15 protein-coding genes and 2 tRNA genes are annotated in these 19,401 nt (G+C 43.5%); 2 read left to right on the forward strand and 15 right to left on the reverse strand.

The features are described from left to right. Positions 1 to 15: 15 nt before the first annotated feature. From ACLD71_RS19980 to ACLD71_RS20040, 13 genes are all read right to left on the reverse strand, one after another. Positions 16 to 1,080: a glycosyltransferase family 4 protein gene (locus ACLD71_RS19980; RefSeq protein ID WP_411991778.1), complete on the reverse strand. Its 1,065-nt coding sequence runs from the start codon at positions 1,078 to 1,080 to the stop codon at positions 16 to 18. Continuing rightward, complete coding sequence (locus ACLD71_RS19985; protein ID WP_411991779.1) at positions 1,077 to 2,291, reverse strand: polysaccharide pyruvyl transferase family protein; 1,215 nt, start codon at positions 2,289 to 2,291, stop codon at positions 1,077 to 1,079. Before ACLD71_RS19985 ends, ACLD71_RS19980 begins: the two co-directional genes overlap by 4 nt. Next, entirely contained in the window at positions 2,281 to 3,342 is a 1,062-nt protein-coding gene (locus ACLD71_RS19990; protein ID WP_137671503.1) for a hypothetical protein, read from the reverse strand. Before ACLD71_RS19990 ends, ACLD71_RS19985 begins: the two co-directional genes overlap by 11 nt. Then, a complete protein-coding gene (locus ACLD71_RS19995; protein ID WP_137671504.1) occupies positions 3,329 to 4,564 on the reverse strand; it encodes a hypothetical protein in 1,236 nt (411 codons plus the stop codon). The genes ACLD71_RS19990 and ACLD71_RS19995 overlap by 14 nt, the downstream gene beginning before the upstream one ends. Then, positions 4,561 to 6,780 carry a GumC family protein gene (locus tag ACLD71_RS20000; RefSeq protein ID WP_411991780.1) on the reverse strand — a complete coding sequence of 740 codons (2,220 nt, stop codon included), beginning with the start codon at positions 6,778 to 6,780 and terminating at the stop codon, positions 4,561 to 4,563. Before ACLD71_RS20000 ends, ACLD71_RS19995 begins: the two co-directional genes overlap by 4 nt. Positions 6,781 to 6,834: 54 nt before the next feature. Beyond that, positions 6,835 to 7,410 carry a polysaccharide biosynthesis/export family protein gene (locus ACLD71_RS20005; RefSeq protein ID WP_411991781.1) on the reverse strand — a complete coding sequence of 192 codons (576 nt, stop codon included), beginning with the start codon at positions 7,408 to 7,410 and terminating at the stop codon, positions 6,835 to 6,837. A gap of 25 nt (positions 7,411 to 7,435) precedes the next feature. After that, a complete protein-coding gene (locus ACLD71_RS20010) occupies positions 7,436 to 8,845 on the reverse strand; it encodes an undecaprenyl-phosphate glucose phosphotransferase (RefSeq protein WP_411991782.1) in 1,410 nt (469 codons plus the stop codon). Between the two features lie 503 nt (positions 8,846 to 9,348). Further along, positions 9,349 to 9,439 (reverse strand) — tRNA-Ser (locus ACLD71_RS20015). Positions 9,440 to 9,493: 54 nt separating this feature from the next. Beyond that, a tRNA-Ser gene (locus ACLD71_RS20020) sits at positions 9,494 to 9,584 on the reverse strand. 182 nt (positions 9,585 to 9,766) lie between these two features. Beyond that, on the reverse strand, positions 9,767 to 10,759 hold the full coding sequence (locus tag ACLD71_RS20025; RefSeq protein WP_411991783.1) for a Gfo/Idh/MocA family protein: 993 nt from the start codon (positions 10,757 to 10,759) through the stop codon (positions 9,767 to 9,769). A 167-nt stretch (positions 10,760 to 10,926) separates the two neighbouring features. Then, positions 10,927 to 13,002, reverse strand: a complete 2,076-nt coding sequence (locus ACLD71_RS20030) for a TRAP transporter permease (RefSeq protein ID WP_411991784.1) — start codon at positions 13,000 to 13,002, stop codon at positions 10,927 to 10,929. 76 nt (positions 13,003 to 13,078) lie between these two features. Next, positions 13,079 to 14,083 (reverse strand): TAXI family TRAP transporter solute-binding subunit, encoded by a 1,005-nt coding sequence (locus ACLD71_RS20035; RefSeq protein ID WP_137671509.1) that lies wholly within the window; start codon positions 14,081 to 14,083, stop codon positions 13,079 to 13,081. Between the two features lie 163 nt (positions 14,084 to 14,246). Further along, positions 14,247 to 14,963: a substrate-binding periplasmic protein gene (locus ACLD71_RS20040; protein ID WP_411991785.1), complete on the reverse strand. Its 717-nt coding sequence runs from the start codon at positions 14,961 to 14,963 to the stop codon at positions 14,247 to 14,249. Between the two features lie 158 nt (positions 14,964 to 15,121). On the opposite strand from ACLD71_RS20040, the gene ACLD71_RS20045 reads away from it, so the two are divergent. Then, positions 15,122 to 15,802 (forward strand): L,D-transpeptidase family protein, encoded by a 681-nt coding sequence (locus tag ACLD71_RS20045; RefSeq protein WP_411991786.1) that lies wholly within the window; start codon positions 15,122 to 15,124, stop codon positions 15,800 to 15,802. 45 nt (positions 15,803 to 15,847) lie between these two features. Continuing rightward, entirely contained in the window at positions 15,848 to 16,240 is a 393-nt protein-coding gene (locus ACLD71_RS20050; RefSeq protein ID WP_137671511.1) for a hypothetical protein, read from the forward strand. 22 nt (positions 16,241 to 16,262) lie between these two features. Here the strand turns inward: ACLD71_RS20050 and ACLD71_RS20055 are convergent, their stop codons facing one another. After that, positions 16,263 to 18,170 (reverse strand): sensor histidine kinase, encoded by a 1,908-nt coding sequence (locus tag ACLD71_RS20055; protein ID WP_411991787.1) that lies wholly within the window; start codon positions 18,168 to 18,170, stop codon positions 16,263 to 16,265. Then, complete coding sequence (locus ACLD71_RS20060; protein WP_411991788.1) at positions 18,160 to 19,335, reverse strand: extracellular solute-binding protein; 1,176 nt, start codon at positions 19,333 to 19,335, stop codon at positions 18,160 to 18,162. Before ACLD71_RS20060 ends, ACLD71_RS20055 begins: the two co-directional genes overlap by 11 nt. Between the last annotated feature and the right edge of the window lie 66 nt (positions 19,336 to 19,401).

Consider the following 19,401-nt stretch of genomic DNA (forward strand, 5'->3'; position numbering starts at 1 on the left):
ACATGCATCGCGGCTTTACTCAGCTGCGTACAAATCACTCAGTTGGGCGTTTAAGCGCTTCGCTTCAAAACGACTAACAAATACCTCTCGACACTGTTGAGACATCGCCTCAAGCGTTTCACGGTTAAGCTTGCAAATCACTCTGGCTAATGCATCGCTGTTACTGTTTTCAAATACGTAACCCGTGCTGCCTTCGGTGACTAAACTTGGTAAAGCTCCTGCATCACTCACCACTACCGGTAAGCCTTGGCGAAACGCTTCAATCACAACTAAACCAAACCCTTCCCAGCGCGACGGCACCACTAAGGCATCCACCGAGGCGTATAAATCGCGAAGCTGTTCTTGGCTACACCAACCATGCTGAACCACTCGGCCATCAGACAGGTTAAGCTGCTGATTAGACACCACACTCGCACCCGCAATATGCAATTCAACCTCACTATCTACATGAGCGATTGCGTCAATCAGCAGGTCGACGCCTTTTTGTTTATCTAGTCGCCCCACAAACAATAGCTTTAACATGCCTTGCTTGGTGGTACTTTTCTTGGCAAGTTCTAAGTCATTAAGGGCGTTTTCAAACACCACCATTTTGTGCTCAGGAATGCTTTGTTGCAGTGCGCTTTGATAGTCATGATGAGAAATATTGATGACAGAGCTGACTCGGTAAGCCAGTACTTTTTCAATCAAAGAAAAAACTTTGGCTTTAACGCCGGTATAGCCGTCGAAGCACCAACCATGAGGGCAATACACTACCTTGCGCTGATTGCGCTTTGAGATTAAGCCCGGTATACGGCACACCACACCGGCAAACGTACTGTGAATATGAATCACATCGGGGTTAAAATCGATAACCGCTTGTTTGAACAATTTAGCCAAATTAGCACACGAACCTAGGCTGCGGCTTGGTCGTTCAAAGCTTTGATAGTAAGCCTTTAACGGCGCATCTTCGGCGATGTGCTGTTTAGGCGCAATAACCTGAATATTCTCCGAACCATAACGCTCAACTTGGTAGGGAATAATAGTATTGAGGTAGGTTTCCACTCCGCCCACCAGAGTCTCGGTAACATGTAGTATTTTCATGATAACTGGCTCTCTGCTTGGTATTTGTCTAGGCGTTGCAACATATCTCGAAATTCAACATCCCACGCACTTACTACTTGATGTCGAGCTTGAACAACCTGTTCCTTAAGTTCACTCATATCCGCTAGCTGTATTTGCTCGGCATGTTGCTTCATCCCCTCTGTGGAAAAATCAAACAACATGCTAGTGGGCAGCTTAGCGGCAGCAACAAACGAGCTCACTTTACTGTCCCAGCTCATCACCGTAAAAGGCACCGAAAACGAGAATGCGCTAATGGCAGAATGTAAACGGGTGGCAAATACACATTGCGCTTGGCTAACCACAGAGACTAAATCTTCTACCTTCTCGGTATTCACCACTTTGGCATCAGCAAGCTGTGCAGCAATGTGGCTCATGTATTGCTCGTCTTCCTGCGCGCCGTTGGTATATAACACCGGTACTAATCCCGCCGCTTTAACCTTATCTACAGTCGTCTTCAACCACTGCAAATAGCTCTGTTCGCTAAAATTAACATCGTGATCAGAGTTCACCATTAGCACCGTGGGATTCACAATATTAATGGCCGCATAGGGTGTTGAAGAGAGTTCAGAACTCGCTAAATCACTATAAGTGAGGTTTAAGTTCACCGCGGGATCTATGCTCACTACCACTTTGCTCGCCAGTTCAGCACCAAATAGCTGCTCTATGTTGGCTTTGCTAGCGGCGTCCCTCACTGAGATATAACGACATTTTTTGGCACTAAACAGCTTTTTAAACAACCAACGCCCTAAACCCGACATGCGCTTAGCCACGCCGACATAGACCACGGCGTAATCAGTATTTGAGAAGTAGCAAAACAGCGATAAAAAATACAACTTTAACGGAAAGTTTAAATACACATCGCTAATCAAATTGCCGCCACCAATCAATACCACATCGGCCGCTTTAATTTTTGCCATCCATACGCGGTAGTTTTTTAGTGCCACCAGCATGCCATTCAAAGGAATAAATACTTGTCTTACCCATTCAAAACGACTTTTTAGAATCTTATCTTTAATCGCATTTTGCGATGCGCTGCGCGCGAAGTCGTGTCGCCCAGCAATATCTAAGGCGTCACTTGAAATGTCATAATTACCTAGCTTCCATGCTAAAGAATGATGAATGAGCGCATCACCATAATTGTCACTGTAGGGCACAGCCGCAATCAGATAATGGATATCCTTATTGGTCATCTAAGACTCCTTGTCGTGAACTTCCAAACAATAATGAATAGCTAGGAAGCAGGTAAATTGCTGCTGATAAGATATGCCTGAAATAACTTCCTTGGTCTGGTTCAAACAACAACAGCACAAACATATGAGAACAAAATAAGGTCAGCAGTAAATCGCCTTGTTTGCGTTTAAGCATTTGGCCACAAATGACTATCACGCCGACACTGAACAGCAATAACAACAGTTGGTTTAAGCCTTGGGCAAATAGCAGGGGTAAGCTAAGTTGCAATAAAGCCCAGCCAAAGTTGATGATAAAAGGGATCCCGCGGGCAACATCAACCAAGTTATCAAATGCGGTCACATTGAAACTGCCTTCTAACTTTGCGTAGTTATTGGAAATGTCTCGTTGCCCTTGAGACATTTGATAAAAGGCATCGGGAAGCAAAAACGCTAAACATACAAAAAATGCTAAAAAGTACCAAACGGGTTTAAAACTGGCTAATTGGAAGGCGGTACGATTAAGGCTATTGCGTATTGGAAATCCCTTATCACTAAAGTATTGAATCACATAACCCGCAGCAAACACGCCTAAGATTAAAAAGTAGTAGGAACGCACTTGCACTGCATAGGCAATGTAGAACACGATTACGCAAACCAGAAAAGCTTTTCGACTAAAATAGGTGGAGTAGAAAACCACTAAACATAGCGCCATTACTATGGTTTCTTTAGCTGGCCAAATAACATTAAGCAACATACTTGGTAGGGTAAATAAGCTAACAATAAGAAAGTCTTTCAGTGTGACAACAAACTTTGAAATCACCAAAATCCATAAAAAGCCGATTATCGCTGTAGAGGCGACTGCACTCTCTCTACCAAGAAAATAAAGCAGTTCACGAGTTGCCTGAAAGGAGCCGTCTAATTCAAAGAAAACAAAGCGACCTTCGATTTTCATCGCGTCGTAGCCCCACTTCCAGGGCAAAAAGTCTTTACCGACAGTCATCAAAAACAGCAGCATTAGCGACCAAAACAGTAAGTAGCAAACACCCAACTTGGTGCGTCTAAATTCGAGCATATGATCCGCCCGAAGACTGTTTATCGGCATACGTTAACGAGACTAACCAAGTGGCCAAATAACAAACTGCTAAGCCCAGCACTCCAGCTGAAAACTTGAGTGAAACAGCCGAACACACTAGGCACACCAACAGAGTAAGCAAACAGTTTGTGTAAACCTGCTTATCAGCGGAAAACTTGACGAAAATATGATAAACCGGTCCGAAATAAAGTCGCACGCAAGCGGCCAATGCAAATAGACCCCATACTAAAATTGTTGACCCAGCCAACTCTGAAAACTGAAAAAGTATCAGTACAGCAAGCGCCGATAAAGCCAATCCTGCAAAGCTTAAAAACACCCCGTCTTTACGTACTTTTAAATAGCTTTTCTTAATGTCTTTGGAGGCAAGAATTTCTGGAACCTGCACACTGTTGCGTATTGCTAAGATAAAAACGAACAACTGAAAAATTCGCCCTCCCCATGCAATCACCCCGGTGTCGTATTCACTTAAGGTGTAACCACTGATTAAAATGATGCCCCAAAATAATACGTATTCACTTAAAGTGAACGCAAGAAACTTGGAGTCTTGTTTAAGTTGCTGACCCAAAGCGCCTTTTGGCTGCGGGTCGTGTTGCTTAAAACCTTGTAGCAATTTACTTAGCCCAAAAATAGCGAACAAAACAAAATACGCCATTAAGCACACGCTAAGAACAACAAACACATTACTTTGTTTAAACCACAGTGCCGCAAGTAAGAAGATGAGCGAGCTAAACACAAAAAACACGCCAGCTTCAAACAGGTAGGAACGGTAGAACTCTTTAATCACTCGATGTGATAAAGACACCATTTGAACAATAGAAAAGCCTGCTATATATAAAAAGCAGAACAACATAACCTCAGGTTGCTCAAAGCTTAAGGGAACAATAATCACCGATAAAATTAAACTTAATACCAATGATAAACGGCATTTTTCAAATAAGACTCTAGAGGCTTTTAACGTTTCCCCTTGGGTTGAGAGGTCAAAATACTGGCCGAAGAAAGAATACTCAGAGCCATAACGTCCAATCACCAGAATCAGGTTAGCGATAGAAATAGCAAAAGAAACCTTGCCAAAACTGTCCATGCCGTAGAGCCAAGTAATCACCGACGAAAACAAGATTAAGCCTGTTGCACTAAAGGCGCGCAGCAAGGTAATACTGCCAAAGCGTTTCACTAAGGACTCTATTCGCTTAAAGCCATTCATGCAGTAGTACCGTATTCGCGGTAATAGCCGTAGCGGGTTTCATGTTTTGGATTTACCCGATTAAGGATAACGCCATCGACCACCACGTTGTGGCTAATCAGTTGCGACAATGTATGCTCAATTTGGCTTACTTTAGTACGGCCAGCATTCACCACAACAATGCTCGACTTAGTAATTTGCCCCACAATTAAGGCGTCACTCACCGCGGCAATGGGCGGGGTATCGATAATGATTTTGTCGTAATGTTGGCTGAGATCGTCAATCAGAGCTTTAAACTTCACCCCGGCTAACAGCTCCTGCGGATTAGCGGTTTGCATACCGGCCGGTAATAAATCTAAGCCAGAGCGCTCGTGATGCACAATACAATCATCAAGCTCAGCTTCCATCACCAACAAGTTACTTAAACCAGGATGGGCACGGTTTAAATTAAAGCGCTCACCTAACGAAGGCTTACGTAAATCACAATCAATGAGCAGGGTTTTTTCCATACCCGCCATTGCTACGGCCAAGTTTAATGCGGTGGTGGTTTTACCTTCATTAGGTACCGATGAGGTAATAGACAACAACTTACGTTGCTGACTCATCATGCTTAGCATGACCGAAGTTCGAATGCTTCTCACTGCCTCACTAAAGTTGATTTGCTTCTCGTCGAAGAACTGCTCTAAAGGCAAGGTGTCTTTATTAAAACGAGAACCTTTAACTAAAGGAATCACGCCTAATGGGGTTAAGCGTAACTTATCTTCGATACCTGAGGCACTTTCAATAGTGTTGTTTAAAGACTGGCCTAACAAGGCTAAAACGATGGCCAACATCATCCCCATCACCGAGGCCAACAAAATAATAATGCCTTTTTTAGGTTTTGCTGGAAATAATGGGGTAACGGCACGGTCAGCAAAGCGGGCAACCGCAGCTTGAAAGTCACTGGTCGCGCTGGTTTCTTTTTGTCGAGTAACAAACAAATCATAGAGATTTTGGTTACTATCCACTTCGCGCTTTAAGGCATTGTAGGTTGCGCGTTTTAAGGCAATATCTTGAAATTCTGCTTTCTTGTTTTCCATTTCGCTGCGAATCGCATTTTCTTGGCTTCGCGCACTACGGAGTTCTTTTTCTACGCCAGATGCTAGCACCCTTAATAATACTTCAGAGCGATTTTTAACAGAGGCTAACTGGGCTTGAGCGCGGATCATTTTGTCATGCTTTGGTCCGTAACGCTTACTCAGTTCAGACACTAAACGCTCGGCTTCTATTTGCGCTAAACGTATATCACGTAACTGCGGGTGGTTAGAAATAGCCGTAACCGACGACAACTCAGAAATAGCAGTATTTTTGTTATCTTGTAATAGGTAATAAATTGACTCAGAAGCCGTACGACGGTCTTGAGCGTCAGCTAGTCGACGACTTAAATTACCCAACTCAGAGCTGGCTAAACTGTCGATTCCGCTAACATCAACTAATTGCTCTCTTTGTAAAAACTCACTTAAGCGCCCTTGTGATTGAATAACCGCCGCTTGCAATACGCCAATCCTATCAGCCAGCCAGTTCGTCGCCTCTTGGTTAGCGATAATACGGCTTTCGCGATTGCTGTTAATGTAAGTTTCGCCCACTGCATTGGCTATTTTGGCCGCCAACTTAGGGTCTTGAGAGTCAAAACTAATATTAACCAGTTGGGTTTTTTTAACCGGGTTTATATGAAGGTTATCGCGAAATGTCTTCATTACCTTTTGGCGAGCAATTTCTTGCTGTTGCTCTAAATTTGGAAGTTCATCCACTGGCATAAAACTTTGGATTAATGGCACAGATTGTAAGATGGCTTTTACACCACCAAGGCTTAAACCTTTTCCGTCGTTTTCACCATTAAACTCCGGATTATCATAGAGTTTAAACTCATCAATAACTCGCTGGGCAATACTGCGCGATTTAAGGAGTTCAAACTGCGTTAAATAGTATTCTTGTTTTGACGTATCAATACCAATCACATCGTCGATGGATACTGCTTTTCGTTGCTCTGCCTCAATTAGCAGTACAGCAGTTGCTTGATAGGTAGGTTTAATGGCAAATACCACTAATATCGCCAGCAAAACGCTAATGAAAGTAAACCCAATAATCATTAACCAACGCGATTTTAATATCACAAGGTATTGCATCACATTGATAAACTCATCATCGTTTCGATTATTGCCACGAAATGTCGATGCACCATTCACTGCTGTTGTCATTAACTACCTACTTCCCTGTTGGTAAAACCGTCTAATATGTTTAACTGACCGAGCTTAGAAAAAGCTCGCTTTCACCACGATAATATCGCCGGGTGTGATTTTGTGTTTCAACGCGGCTTTAACCAAATCATTATCACCATCACCCGGTGTAATATTGATGTTGGTTTTAGATGCTCGCTCGGTAAAGCCTCCCGCTAAAGCGATAGCTTTTTCTACCGTTAGCCCTGGTTGATAAGCGTAACCACCGGGGTGCTCCACCTCACCATTAATAAAAATCTGACGGTAACCAATAATATTAACGGCCACCTTGGGATTAATAAGGTAATCACCAAGCAAACCGCGCTCGATACTCTCTTTAAGCTGCTGAGCAGTAAGATTATTTACCGGAATACGGCCTAAATAGGGGTAATCGATTTTGCCACTGTTAGTCACCAGTAGCTCCATCGACAAGTCGCTCTCGCCGTAAACCACAATCTGTATGCGATCACCAGCGCCCAAGCGGTAACTCAGATCTAAGTCATCGGCACTAACAGGAGAGCTAAGCACCAGTAAACCTAATACTATGCTTAACCAGCTTTGCCACTTATGACTGGCCAGCTTAACCGACGCCAACAAACGTTCCCTATTCATCAAAACTCCTTGTACAAGCTTGTTTCTAGTAGGCTGTTTTACCTACAAAACCTTTAAAAATGGTGAGGAAAACAATTTTAATATCCATCCACAATGTCCAAACACGAATGTACTCCAAATCGTATTGAACCCGTTTTTCCATTTTTTCTAAGGTATCTGTTTCACCACGATAACCGTTTATTTGCGCCCAACCGGTAATACCAGGCTTTACTTTATGACGTAGCATGTAACGATTAACAATTTGACGATATTCTTCGTTGTGCGATACCGCGTGTGGACGAGGCCCAACAATAGACATGCTCCCCATCAGTACATTGAAGAACTGTGGCAATTCATCTAACGAAGTACGGCGAATAAACGCGCCAAATTTAGTAACTCTAGGGTCGTTTTTAGTGGCTTGTTTAACCACCGCGCCGTTATCTTGGGTGCTCATAGAACGAAACTTCCAAACTCGAATTCTTTTGCCATCTAAACCATAGCGATCTTGCTTAAACAAAATGGGGCCAGGAGAAGAACGCTTAACCCCAATGGCTACCGCTAACAGCAATGGGCTAATTAACATGATAATAATGGAAGCAAGCACGATGTCTTGAATCCGTTTAACCAACATACTGCCGCCTCTGAACGGGCTATCAAAAACACTAATGGTTTGAATATCCCCCAGAGAACTCCAACGTGAATGCAGTAAGTTGTAAGTAAAGAAATCAGGAACAATGAAAGTGGTGGTAGTGGTATCTGAGAGCTGCTGTAGATACTTGGTGATCCGCTCTTTTGCATGCATAGGCAGAGCAATATAGACATGATCAACTTCGCCACGCTTAGCCATATCTAATACGGTGTCGACTTTAGCAATCGGCCCAATAAAGCCAGAGTCTTCTAGTCTAGATTTATCACGGTCATCGAAGAAACCAACAAACTGAATACCCAGTTCATCGCTGTTTTCAAAGGTTTCCTTAAGTTGAATACCGTTAGGGGAAACACCGATAATGGCAGCACGCCTTGTGTTGTAACCAAAACGGCGTAAGACCGCTAAGCTTTCTCGAAACACTAAACGTGACAAAATGAGCAACATAGGTGTAATCAACACCCAGGAACCAACCACAACACGAGAATAAGTAGCAGATACTTTGAGGAAATAGTTAACTGCAAACAATAACGCGATGCTTACAACCCAAACCCACAAGCTAACCATCGCCTGCTCTTTGAGTGAAGCAACTCGCCAAGAGCGATAAAGATTAAACGACTCGGCAACCACCAGATAGATGGCTGAAAGTCCAACCCCCATCAGTTGAAAGGCAAATTCGTAACTGCCATTTTTGAGCCAAGATAAACCTGCCAGAGCGGCAATAATAAGAAAAACATCTGAGATTCGATAAACGACAGCGAGTTCAAATTCATTAGATCGAACGACACCATTTTGGTTCTGCATATCCATTTGCATACCTCTAAATCAAGCTGAAAATCCATGTTGTGCTTGTATATCTGTGTCTCAAATGGGTCGTTACTAAATTCAAGCTTGGCATTTTCTGCTCTTTAGCTGAACTCTTCATACAGGTCAAAACGAAGCAGACCTAAATCACAAAACTTAAAAACAACACAGACTTTAAGGTGATCGAGATCTCAAAAAAAATAACTAAGAAATCCATTTATAGGTATCTGTATTGTATTTGTCAACAAAAAATATAAAGCACAACAACATTTTTTTAGCCATTATTTGACTAATAGTTTATGTGCCATACACCTTATAATTGATAAATTTAATTTTTATGACCATAACATGTCAAGAATATGAATGTCACCAATGTGGCGAAAAAATATGTTTGAAACTGTAAAGATAGGTGGAAGAAATAGCTTTAATTTCAGAAAGTTAAAATCGGGAAATGTTTTTATACTGTTTAAAACGAAAAAAAGCCACGCAATAGCGTGGCTTTTTAAAAATGGCGGAGGAGGAGAGATTTGAACTCTCGAAGGGCTATTAACCCTTGCCGGTTTTCAAGACCGGTGCATTCGACCACTCTGCCACCCCTCCGCAGGGGTGTTGCTGCGATTAAAAAAGCCATGCTTTGGCATGGCAAATTTAATATGGCGGAGGAGGAGAGATTTGAACTCTCGAAGGGCTATTAACCCTTGCCGGTTTTCAAGACCGGTGCATTCGACCACTCTGCCACCCCTCCGCAGCGGTGTGAATATTACGTATATGAATTTAGAATGTAAAGACTAAAACCGTTTAACCGCTCGCAATTCAGTCAATTAAGCGTAAGTTTTTCTCTGCTCGTTGAATTATTCGCCAGTCCTCGTCTTTTTTAGGTCAACTAGCAAATGCTTAGCCTTAACCCAAAGACTTAATTAGTACCTTTTATTCACCTAAAAAAGGATAACGAACGCCAACTTGAGCACGAATTTCATCCATTGTTTGCATCGTAGCAATACTGTCTTGCCAGCCCATGACTTCACTTTGTAACTTGCCTGCCGCAACACATTGCATCACTTCTTCAATCTGATACTCGAATCCAGAGGCCTTAAATGGAAAATCAAGCATCTGCTCAGCTTGACCATCAACACGCAAGCTGGCTTTAGTACCTACCCAGAACATGTTTGGCACTCGAATAGAACCTTTAGTCCCATAAATCGTAAAATCATTTTCGGTGGTAGCCAGAAAGTTGCAGGTAAACTGACTGGCCGCGTTACCGTAATTCAGAATCACCGAGCTACGCTCGTCAACACCCGTTTCACCGACAATGCCATCGGCTAAAATTTTAGTCGGATTGCTTTGCATAACAAACTGGGACATCGATACGTTATACACGCCCATATCCAGTAAACAGCCACCCGCTAAGTCGATATTTAGTAAGCGGTCATTATCATCACGCGGAATGTTAAAACCAAAGCTAGAACTCATTAGCTTAATATCACCAATCAATTGCTCATCTAACCAACGGCGAACTTGTTGCCAGGAAGGCTGGAAACGGGTCCATAAGGCTTCCATCAAAAACACCTTATTCTGCTCAGCGATATCAACCAAGGCTTGAGTTTGCGCGGCATTTACTGTGAGGGGTTTTTCACATAGAACCGGCTTGCCAGCCTCTAGACACATTTTAATACTGTCAAAATGAAACCGGTGGGGATTGGCAATGTAAATAGCATCTACATTTGGATCTTCGGCTAAGCGCTGGTAATCATCATAGGCATATTGGCCAGAAAACTCATCAGCGAATGCTTGAGCTCGCGCTAAGTTTGAACTCGCCACCGCATATAACTCAGCGTTAGGAACTACAGCTAAAGCTTCAGCAAAATTACGGGCAATACGACCAGGAGCGATGAGCCCCCAACTAAATGCGCGTTCTGTCATGTTCGCTCTCTTTGATAAGTCAAATAAAGGTTTATTTTAACCCGTTTATGCTCACTTTCCAGCCACGCGCCCGCTTGCACCTAAAACATATAACAAACTGTGAAGCGCATCGACTAGCGCGTTTTTTCAATGAAACTTTTCATGATTAAATCAATAAAAACATCATGCTAAGCACGCACTACGGCTTGCGAGCTTCGACTAAAGTAAACCATGGCTATCGCTAAAACGGCCAAGGCGATAATCTGCCATTGCAGCGCCAATGGGCAAAGCAGCACTAATGCTATACAGGCCATTAATGCCCTCTCCCAATGTTGTAGCTTTCGTTTTTGCCAGCCTTGCATCACCAAGGTAAAAGCATATAAACCGGGTAAAGCAAACCCAAACACTTGAAGCGCATTTAACCAGTTACCGTGAGCAAGTGGCGTATAGGCAAACAATAGCGGAATAATGTATAAACCCTTGGCAATTTTCCAAGAAGTAAAGCCAGTAGCCATTGGTGGTGATTTAGCAATTGCGGCTGCGGTAAACGTACATAAACATACTGGCGGCGTAACATTACTGTCTTGCGATAACCAAAAAATGACTAAGTGGGATGCTAACAGCAACATTGAAATAGTCGCTTCATCAAGCAGCATCGGGCGCAATAAGGCCATCATTTCGTCCGGCATTTGCGCAATAACGTTCTGCGCTTCAGCCAAACTTAAACTGCCTTGCTCAGGGCTAACGCCTACCAGCATCAATACCGCTTGAACCTCAGCGCTAATCGAGCCAGAACTCAGTACACTAACTAATTCTGCATTAGCCATCAGTTGCAATAATGCAGGTGCGGATAAGGTAGCCAGCACAATGTATGAGGCGGTAACAGGCAACCCCATGCCTAATACCAAGGAAGCAATAGCCACCAGTAACAAAGCAATAAGTAAGCTGCCACCCGACCACTCGGTAATCATCAAAGAAAATGTATTGCCTATACCAGCAGTGGCAATAACGTTAACGATTAAGCCTACAGAGCAAAGCAATACCGCCGTAACCACCATATTTCGAGAACCCAGCGCAAACGCATCGGCAATCGCCCGAAAGCCCATTTTATTGGGGGTAAACCAAGAGCTAACAACAACGGCGATGATGGCGATTACCGCGGCATAGGTGGGTGTGTACCCCATCACTAACAACACAATGAGCAGGGTAACAGGCACTATAAACGACAAACCTTCGCGCATCACTATTGGTAACAGCGGTGGTGCTTTATCCATGGTGCGGGTAAGCCCGGCCTTGTAAGATTCGGTGCGCACATAAAACACTAATGAGGCGAAGTAGAGTATCGCTGGCAAAATACTCACCATAACAATAGTGCTGTAAGGGATCTGAGTATAACTGGCCATAACAAAAGCCCCTGCCCCCATAATTGGCGGAACAATTTGCCCACCTGTTGAGGCTGATGCTTCTACTGCTGCAGCGAATCGAGGGCTAAAGCCGGCATTTTTCATCAATGGAATAGTGACTACACCAGTTGATGCGGTATTGGCTACCGCACTGCCAGAGATAGTCCCGGTTAACCCCGAAGCAATAATCGCAACAATGCCCGGCCCTCCGACTAAACGACTCGCAATACTTTTCGATAGGTGAATGACAAAGTCACCTGCTCCAGACCGCAGTAAGAACGCGCCAAACAAAATAAACATAAATACAAAGCTGGCCGAAATTCGAGCAATATTGCCAAAAATGGCATCGTCGCCATAAATACTTCTAAACAACAGCGTTTCTAAACTAAGACCTTTAAACTGAAACACCCCTGGAACAAAATTACCCCACCATGCTAAATAAGAAATCGCGGTTACAATTAAAATAGGGATAACCCAACCGGTTGCTCGGCGAGTCATATCGATAGCGCCGAGTATCACTACCGTGCCACACAACCAATCTAAAGCGACTAAACGTACTCCACGCTCATAGATTAGGTCTTCAGCAAACAGTAAATAAACAGCAGATAGCGCAATCGCTAACACCCATACCTTATCGAGAAATGAAACAAATCTATTGTCTGTTAACGGCTTAAGTAGGCCACATAACAGTACAAAACCTGCGAAGTGTAAGATGTTCTGTTGCAGCACTGCGATGTCGGCAAAGATATTGAAATAAACATGAGCGAGGCTAATTACAATGCCCAAACCATAAACCACGGGTACAGCACGGGTATCTTCAATTTCCTGACGAATACTGTCAGGTACGGCGTTCCACTGCATGCTTAAGGATCCTGAAGGTAGAAGAATCTAAAAAGAAAAAACCTAGGCACTACACCTAGGCTTTAAGCCTCGCTAACTAGTTGGCAACAAGGTGATCTGGAATATCTAAGCCAGCTTCGCGGTAGTAACGAGCAGCGCCTGGATGTAGCGGCGCGGGCAAACCGGCAAGCGCTTTGTCTAAGGCCATTGCATTAGTCGCTTTATGAATGGCTTGCAAAAAGCCTAAGTTTTCGTAAACGGTTTTGGTGAGCAGGTAGACAAACTCTTCATCTACATCAGCGTGTACCGCCAGAAAATTAGGCTGCGCCATAGTATTCCAATCTTCGCTTAAATTTGGATAAGTACCGGCAGGGATAACATAACGGGTCCACAAACCTAAACCACCATTGGCCTTTTTCATCTGTTCATCAGTCACCGCAAGGGGCATAACATCCGCTGCAGCGGCTGCAAACAACTTGGTTACCGCACCAGTAGGTGCACCAGCAGGTGTGTTAATGCCTTCAACTTGGCCATTTTGCAGGGCTTCTGCTGATGGACCATAACCTGCTGAAAACAGCTCCATTTGTTTATCTATATCCACACCAAGATTACTCAGTAAAAAACGATTGGAACCAATGGTGCCCGAGTTCTTTTTACCTAAAGCTACTTTGCTACCCGTCAACGCCAGTAAATCACTTAAATCACCGTTTTTAGCGTGCTCCTTTTTCACCACAAATTGCTCAACGTTTTGCCACAACATAGTGATAGAACGAAGGTGAGTTTGCTTGCCTTCCTTCTCCAGAGGTCCAGTACCATTTACCGCATATGAACCATACAAACCTTGTAAAATGGCAAACTGCGCTTCTTTGTCACGCAAAAGCTTAATGTTCTCACCAGAGCCTGCAGAGTTAATCGCCGAAACACTCACTTTGTGCTTAGGTTGAATTTTCACCTTCGTTAAAGTGGCTAACGCCACCCCCACTGGGTAATAAGTACCGCCAGTACTGGCTGTTGCTAACAGGTAATTAGTGCCTGTGTCAGCGTGTACTGAAAAAGATAATGCACTCGCGATTAACGCGACCTTGCCAAGCCAGTTACGCATGGTTTTACTCTCCTTAGTAAGCAGCCCAGATACAACTCGAGCCAAACACGGTGTTGATTATGAAATCACAATGATTTAATGAATTTTCATCCTAGACATCGCGGCTTGAATTAACAAGCTATTAACATAGCTATTCGACTAAAGTTGCAAATGGTAAATAACGCTATTCAAAGTACTTTTTAAAGAGAGCGGCGAACTCGGCAGATTCACGTACCTGCGCCAAGGCTTGTTGAAAGCGTTGTAACTCTAGCTGACTAATTGAGCGATTAAAGGCAAAACAATATTGGTGTTCAAATAAGCGATAAATGGGTTTAAAACTTGATTCATGCCCTACTACGCTTTGCTCGGCAAGCGCAATTAAATCGACTCGGCGTAAGGCTAACAACTTAAACGCTTGCTCAACAGTTTTTAGCCTGTGCAGATTGTCTTTTAACTCGGTGTTACTTAAGTAGCCGTCTATTGCTTGCCCTTTAATCACCGCAATTTTATAGCTCGCAGCATCACTCAGTTGGGAAATCTTCAATTTACTATCAGACAAGCCATAAAACTGGCCTTTGGCAGAGTTAATCGGGCAAGCCCACTTAAAGTAGTCTTTACGTTGATGAGTTTTAATTGTGGAGAACAACACCGTATAACTTTGTTGCTGCAAAATAGAATAGCCACGTGCCCAAGGCACCATTTCTACCTTTGGCATTGGGCTACCAAGCTGTTTAAAGACTAACGCTAAAAGCTCAATAGAAAAACCACTTACCTGTTTTTGCTCAGTAAAGTTGTAAGGGAAATATTCTTCGCTGTAATACCGCAACTCTTCCAAAGTATGGGCATAAAGGGGCGTACTGGAAAACAACATAGCAAAGACAAAAGGCTTGATATTGAGCAAACAAATGTCCTCTTTAGGCTAACGGCCTTTGATGATAATGGCGATAATGCCATTGCAAACTGGCCAGCTATAGCACTTCTGATTAAGTACAAGTACACTTCTCACTCACTTATTCGATAGAGTATTAGCCTTTGAGTTTTTATCGACTGTGCTGCGCAATGTTACTCAGTTTTTGCAGCGCTTCTCTGCATGCCTCAGCTTGGCATGAAAGCCAGCCGACCGCCGCGGGTAAACGTTCTATTAAACAAGTGATTAAGACTTATCATAACGATAGTCTAAAGCGGCTATTACCGCTATTTGTCGCCGCTAAAGTGGACTACCCCCCACAAAAAATAACTTTATTGGCCAGCAAACGGTCACGCCGACTGGAGCTTTGGGCAGACAGTGGAGAGGGGTTTAAGTTTATAAATACCTATTGGATTAGACATGCCAGCGGCACTGCAGGCCCAAAACTGCGTGAAGGCGACTTACAAGTGCCCGAAGGGATTTACGAAATAAACGCTTTAAATCCAAATAGCAAATTCCACCTTTCGATGAAGCTAAACTATCCCAACAGTTTTGATTTAGAGAAAGCTAAACTAGAACAGCGCCATCAGCCCGGCTCCAATATTTTTATTCACGGTAAAACCTCATCGGTAGGCTGTTTAGCCATGGGTGACCAAAACATCGAAGACCTGTTTGTACTGGTGGAGAGAATTGGCCCCAACAACAGTAAAGTGGTCATTGCCCCTCACGATCCACGACTGTTATCCTTATTCCCAGTACCAGATCATTTACCCGAATGGACCGGTGAGCTATATAAACAAATTCAACAACAATTTGAACAATTTAGCCAATGAGTTAGGCTAAGCGTATTGCTTAACTCGTAAACGGAGAAGTTGTTAATGCCAATTGTGCATATTCGCTCCCTAGCACTGACCGACTCAGTAGATATGCCAGCGCTTTTGAACAAACTGGCCAAAGACTTTGCCCAACAGGCCAAGATTCAACTAGAGCATATTAGCCTTGACTGGCAATACATTCAGCCGGGGCACTACTTCGTTAACCAGCAAGTACATATGCAACAACATGTTCATCAGCCCCCTCTCATTGCAGAATTGATCGTACCCGATGTGCACAGTGAGAAGCGCCAGCAGCAGCTATTAAGCTTGCTAGCTAAGCTCATTCATCAGCACAGTCATATTGCGCTAAACAACATATTTATATCGCTGCAGGTCGCCCAGTCAGGGACTATTTTTGATAATGGAAAGATCGTTACTTGGCCTCAAAAAGGCTAAGAGGAAAGCGCCTTACATTCAACTACTTACCGTATTCTCTAGGCAAATTGATTTTGAAACCCAAACCCTGTGGCTCCGCGGTAAAACTCTCTACGCTGCCAAGTAAGTGTTGATGCACCAAGTTATATACTTGATTTAACCCTAAGCCCACATTGCCAGAGCTGCGCCCAGTTGTATAAAAAGGATTAAAGATGAGGTTTATATCTTCGGCTTGCACGCCTGTTCCATTGTCTTGATAAACAATTTCCACAGTCTCATGTGAGGCGCTAATATCCACTTTAATATGCGGGAAGGTTTGGCTAGAAAATCCATGTTGAATTGAGTTATCAATTAGACAAGAAAATACCAATTCTACAGCGCGCTGATTGAGCAACATATTTGGATTTGCCCCAGAAATAGACAACTGAATTTGTCGCTCCGAAAAAGGCTGCAAAAACATTTGTAGTTGTTGCTCCAACCATGTTTTTAGATTTAGTCGCTGCAAACTGGCATCAATGTCGCTGCCAGCCAAGGCCTTAAAGGTATTTACTAAGGCTGCCGAGCGCTGCAAGCTACTTTCAAGTAATTCACCGCCCTCTGCCCCTTGACGTATCAACGCTTCCAAGTCTGAGCGGGCTAAGGTTCCACTTTCTAAGCTTTGCCCTATCGTTTGAAAGTAACTCACTAATTGAGAGGCCGCAGTAATTCCCACTCCTAAGGGGGTGTTAAGTTCGTGAGCCATTCCGGCTACCAAGCCACCCAAGGCAGCCATTTTCTCTTTTTCCACCAGTTCTAATTGGGTATCGTTTAACTTACCCAATGTATCTTGTAGGGTATGATTTGCTTGCTCGAGCTCATAAGTTCGCTCGGTAACTCGTTGCTCCAGTTGTTCCTGATCTCGAGTCACTCTCTCCGCCATGCTATTAAGTAAACTACCCACTTGATTGAACTCTTCATAGGCCAACGACGGCGCTTTGCTGTCGTAGCGGCCTTCTGAATAATTAGCCACTAAACGACTAAGGTGCTCTAAAGGATCCACAATACGCCGAGTTAGCATTAGCGCGATGATCGCCACCAAAACAAAAATCACCAACAAGATAATTACAACATTAGATTGGCGCTCTACCAACAAGCCCCAAAACGAGCGGCTTTCAGCACTGAGTGATAGCGACAAGGGCTCCGACATATTACTCAAATCTAAGTCTACATCTATGTAAAATCTACGAATCGGTTCTTCGCCTTTAGTGCCTTTAAATAACAAACGCTGCGAGTGAAATAGCTCTAAACTTCCGTGCTGAGAAATCCTCGACTCAGCTTCTTTCCATAGCGATTGCATCGGCACAAAAACCAACAATGCCCCCACCTGTTGGCTGTTCTCTATCGCGTTTAAGTTTTTCTGTACTAAAGGTTGCATCAGCAACAAGCCCGAATCACTATCTATCGCCTCTCCATTTTCTACTAATTGGGCAAACTCGGCGTCTTGATATACTTCTACCACCGCCTTATTGCTACCTTGCTTGACCAACTGATTGAGCCTGCGAACTGCAGGTAAATGCGCTTTTAGATCTAGAATTTCAGCTTGAAGTGGCGCACCTTCAATAATTCGGCCATCTAAATCAACAATATAAATCGCTGAGGCCCAATCGTTTTGTTGCAGTACCTCAGTTATTAGCTGATTAGAATGGAAACCAAAAATTGCTGAGGTGGGTGTTAATACAACATCATTTACCTGCGCCAAACTTTGCAAATCTAATAGTAATTGGCGCACCCTGTGCTGAATGTTTTGGGCAATGTTATTAGCTTTTAAATACAAGGTTTGAGTAATAGCCTGTTGATCTTGCTCAGCAATTTGCTTGAGCATGAACGAGCCAATAAGCGTACTGGGCAACAAGGCTCCAAGTAAAATACTAAGCGCTAAAATGGTTCTAAGTTGGTTGGCCTTAATTCTCATTTTTTAGATGCTGTCCATAATCTCTTTCGGCATATTGCTGCATATATTCTCCAGCTTTATTTGCATCAATGACGCCTTTATTAAATAACTCAAATCCCTTACGCAAGCCAATCCAAGCACTACCTTGTGCTGCCTCGGCCGACATCGGTACCGCTAACTCTAGTTGAGCCAGCATTGCGCTTTCGTTTTCATCAGAGTTTGCTTTTATTTCACTAATTAGTTGGCTATCTACCGGTAAGAAACGCGCCTTTTCGTAAAGTACGCGCTGAACCTTTTCGCTTTGCAAAAATACACTTAATTGCTTAAGCGCCTCGGCTTTGGGGCCATCTAAACTGTTATCAGGAAACACTAACACTAAGCTAGAAGACAACGGTCGAAAGGCTTTTTTGCCAATATTGGGAATTAACGCAATACCTAAGTCATCCCCTAAGTGCTTCTCAAAATCAGCAACTGCCCACTCACCGTTTATTGCATACGCTACTTTGCCTTCAATAAAATCTTTGTATCCACAGTCGTAGGTGCACTCAGAGCTCACCAACCCTCGGGTTGCTAAGCTTTTGTAAAAATTAAGCGCATCATTCATTGGCGGATCGTTTAAGGTCACCAATTTTCCACGGGTCATTCGCCCACCAAAAGTATTATAAAAGCCCGCAAACCAATACATCTCAGAATAGTTCCAACCAATGGCCGCCACGCCAGCCTCATCAAACTGATCCTTTTGCTCTAACAAAGACTGCCAAGTCGTTATTGGTTCTTTCACTAACTGGCGATTGTAAAACAACATGAGGTGATTCCCCTGTAAAATGGGAATACCGTAAAGCGTATTATCGATGCTGGCAGTGAGTTGAATTTCGGCATTGGTTTTCTGGCTAATGAGCGCCTGCGGTACCTCAGAAAATTTGCCTTGTTCGGCAATACCTACGAAGTCTGAAGGGGCAAAAACCACATCGGCCGCAGTACCTTGCAGTACTGATTTTATTAAAGAGGGTTTTAAACTTTCTGAGGTGATTTGGTACAACGTAACTTGATGGTTATGGTCACGAGAAAACTCTTCAAGCAGCGCTCGGAAGGTAGCGCTACCTTGTTCTCGATAGTACAAAAAACTTATCTCGACTGCGCTAGCGCCTTGCCCTAATAGACATAAAAGCAGCAACCCAACTCGCATGCAAACCTCTTCTTCATCCACCCTGCATTGAGTGTAGTTCAAATGAAGCTGTTTGCGCCTAAATTG

It is taken from the genome of Agarivorans sp. DSG3-1, assembly GCF_046774965.1.
In the GTDB taxonomy this organism is placed as follows: Bacteria; Pseudomonadota; Gammaproteobacteria; order Enterobacterales; family Celerinatantimonadaceae; genus Agarivorans.

Excerpts from the sequence above, each read along its gene's own strand:
- ACLD71_RS19980 (WP_411991778.1), bottom strand. The coding sequence starts at position 1,080 with ATGAAAATACTACATGTTACCGAGACTCTGGTGGGCGGAGTGGAAACC.
- ACLD71_RS19985 (WP_411991779.1), bottom strand. The coding sequence starts at position 2,291 with ATGACCAATAAGGATATCCATTATCTGATTGCGGCTGTGCCCTACAGT.
- ACLD71_RS19990 (WP_137671503.1), bottom strand. The coding sequence starts at position 3,342 with ATGCTCGAATTTAGACGCACCAAGTTGGGTGTTTGCTACTTACTGTTT.
- ACLD71_RS19995 (WP_137671504.1), bottom strand. The coding sequence starts at position 4,564 with ATGAATGGCTTTAAGCGAATAGAGTCCTTAGTGAAACGCTTTGGCAGT.
- ACLD71_RS20000 (WP_411991780.1), bottom strand. The coding sequence starts at position 6,780 with ATGACAACAGCAGTGAATGGTGCATCGACATTTCGTGGCAATAATCGA.
- ACLD71_RS20005 (WP_411991781.1), bottom strand. The coding sequence starts at position 7,410 with ATGAATAGGGAACGTTTGTTGGCGTCGGTTAAGCTGGCCAGTCATAAG.
- ACLD71_RS20010 (WP_411991782.1), bottom strand. The coding sequence starts at position 8,845 with ATGGATATGCAGAACCAAAATGGTGTCGTTCGATCTAATGAATTTGAA.
- ACLD71_RS20025 (WP_411991783.1), bottom strand. The coding sequence starts at position 10,759 with ATGACAGAACGCGCATTTAGTTGGGGGCTCATCGCTCCTGGTCGTATT.
- ACLD71_RS20030 (WP_411991784.1), bottom strand. The coding sequence starts at position 13,002 with ATGCAGTGGAACGCCGTACCTGACAGTATTCGTCAGGAAATTGAAGAT.
- ACLD71_RS20035 (WP_137671509.1), bottom strand. The coding sequence starts at position 14,083 with ATGCGTAACTGGCTTGGCAAGGTCGCGTTAATCGCGAGTGCATTATCT.
- ACLD71_RS20045 (WP_411991786.1), top strand. The coding sequence starts at position 15,122 with ATGTTACTCAGTTTTTGCAGCGCTTCTCTGCATGCCTCAGCTTGGCAT.
- ACLD71_RS20050 (WP_137671511.1), top strand. The coding sequence starts at position 15,848 with ATGCCAATTGTGCATATTCGCTCCCTAGCACTGACCGACTCAGTAGAT.
- ACLD71_RS20055 (WP_411991787.1), bottom strand. The coding sequence starts at position 18,170 with ATGAGAATTAAGGCCAACCAACTTAGAACCATTTTAGCGCTTAGTATT.
- ACLD71_RS20060 (WP_411991788.1), bottom strand. The coding sequence starts at position 19,335 with ATGCGAGTTGGGTTGCTGCTTTTATGTCTATTAGGGCAAGGCGCTAGC.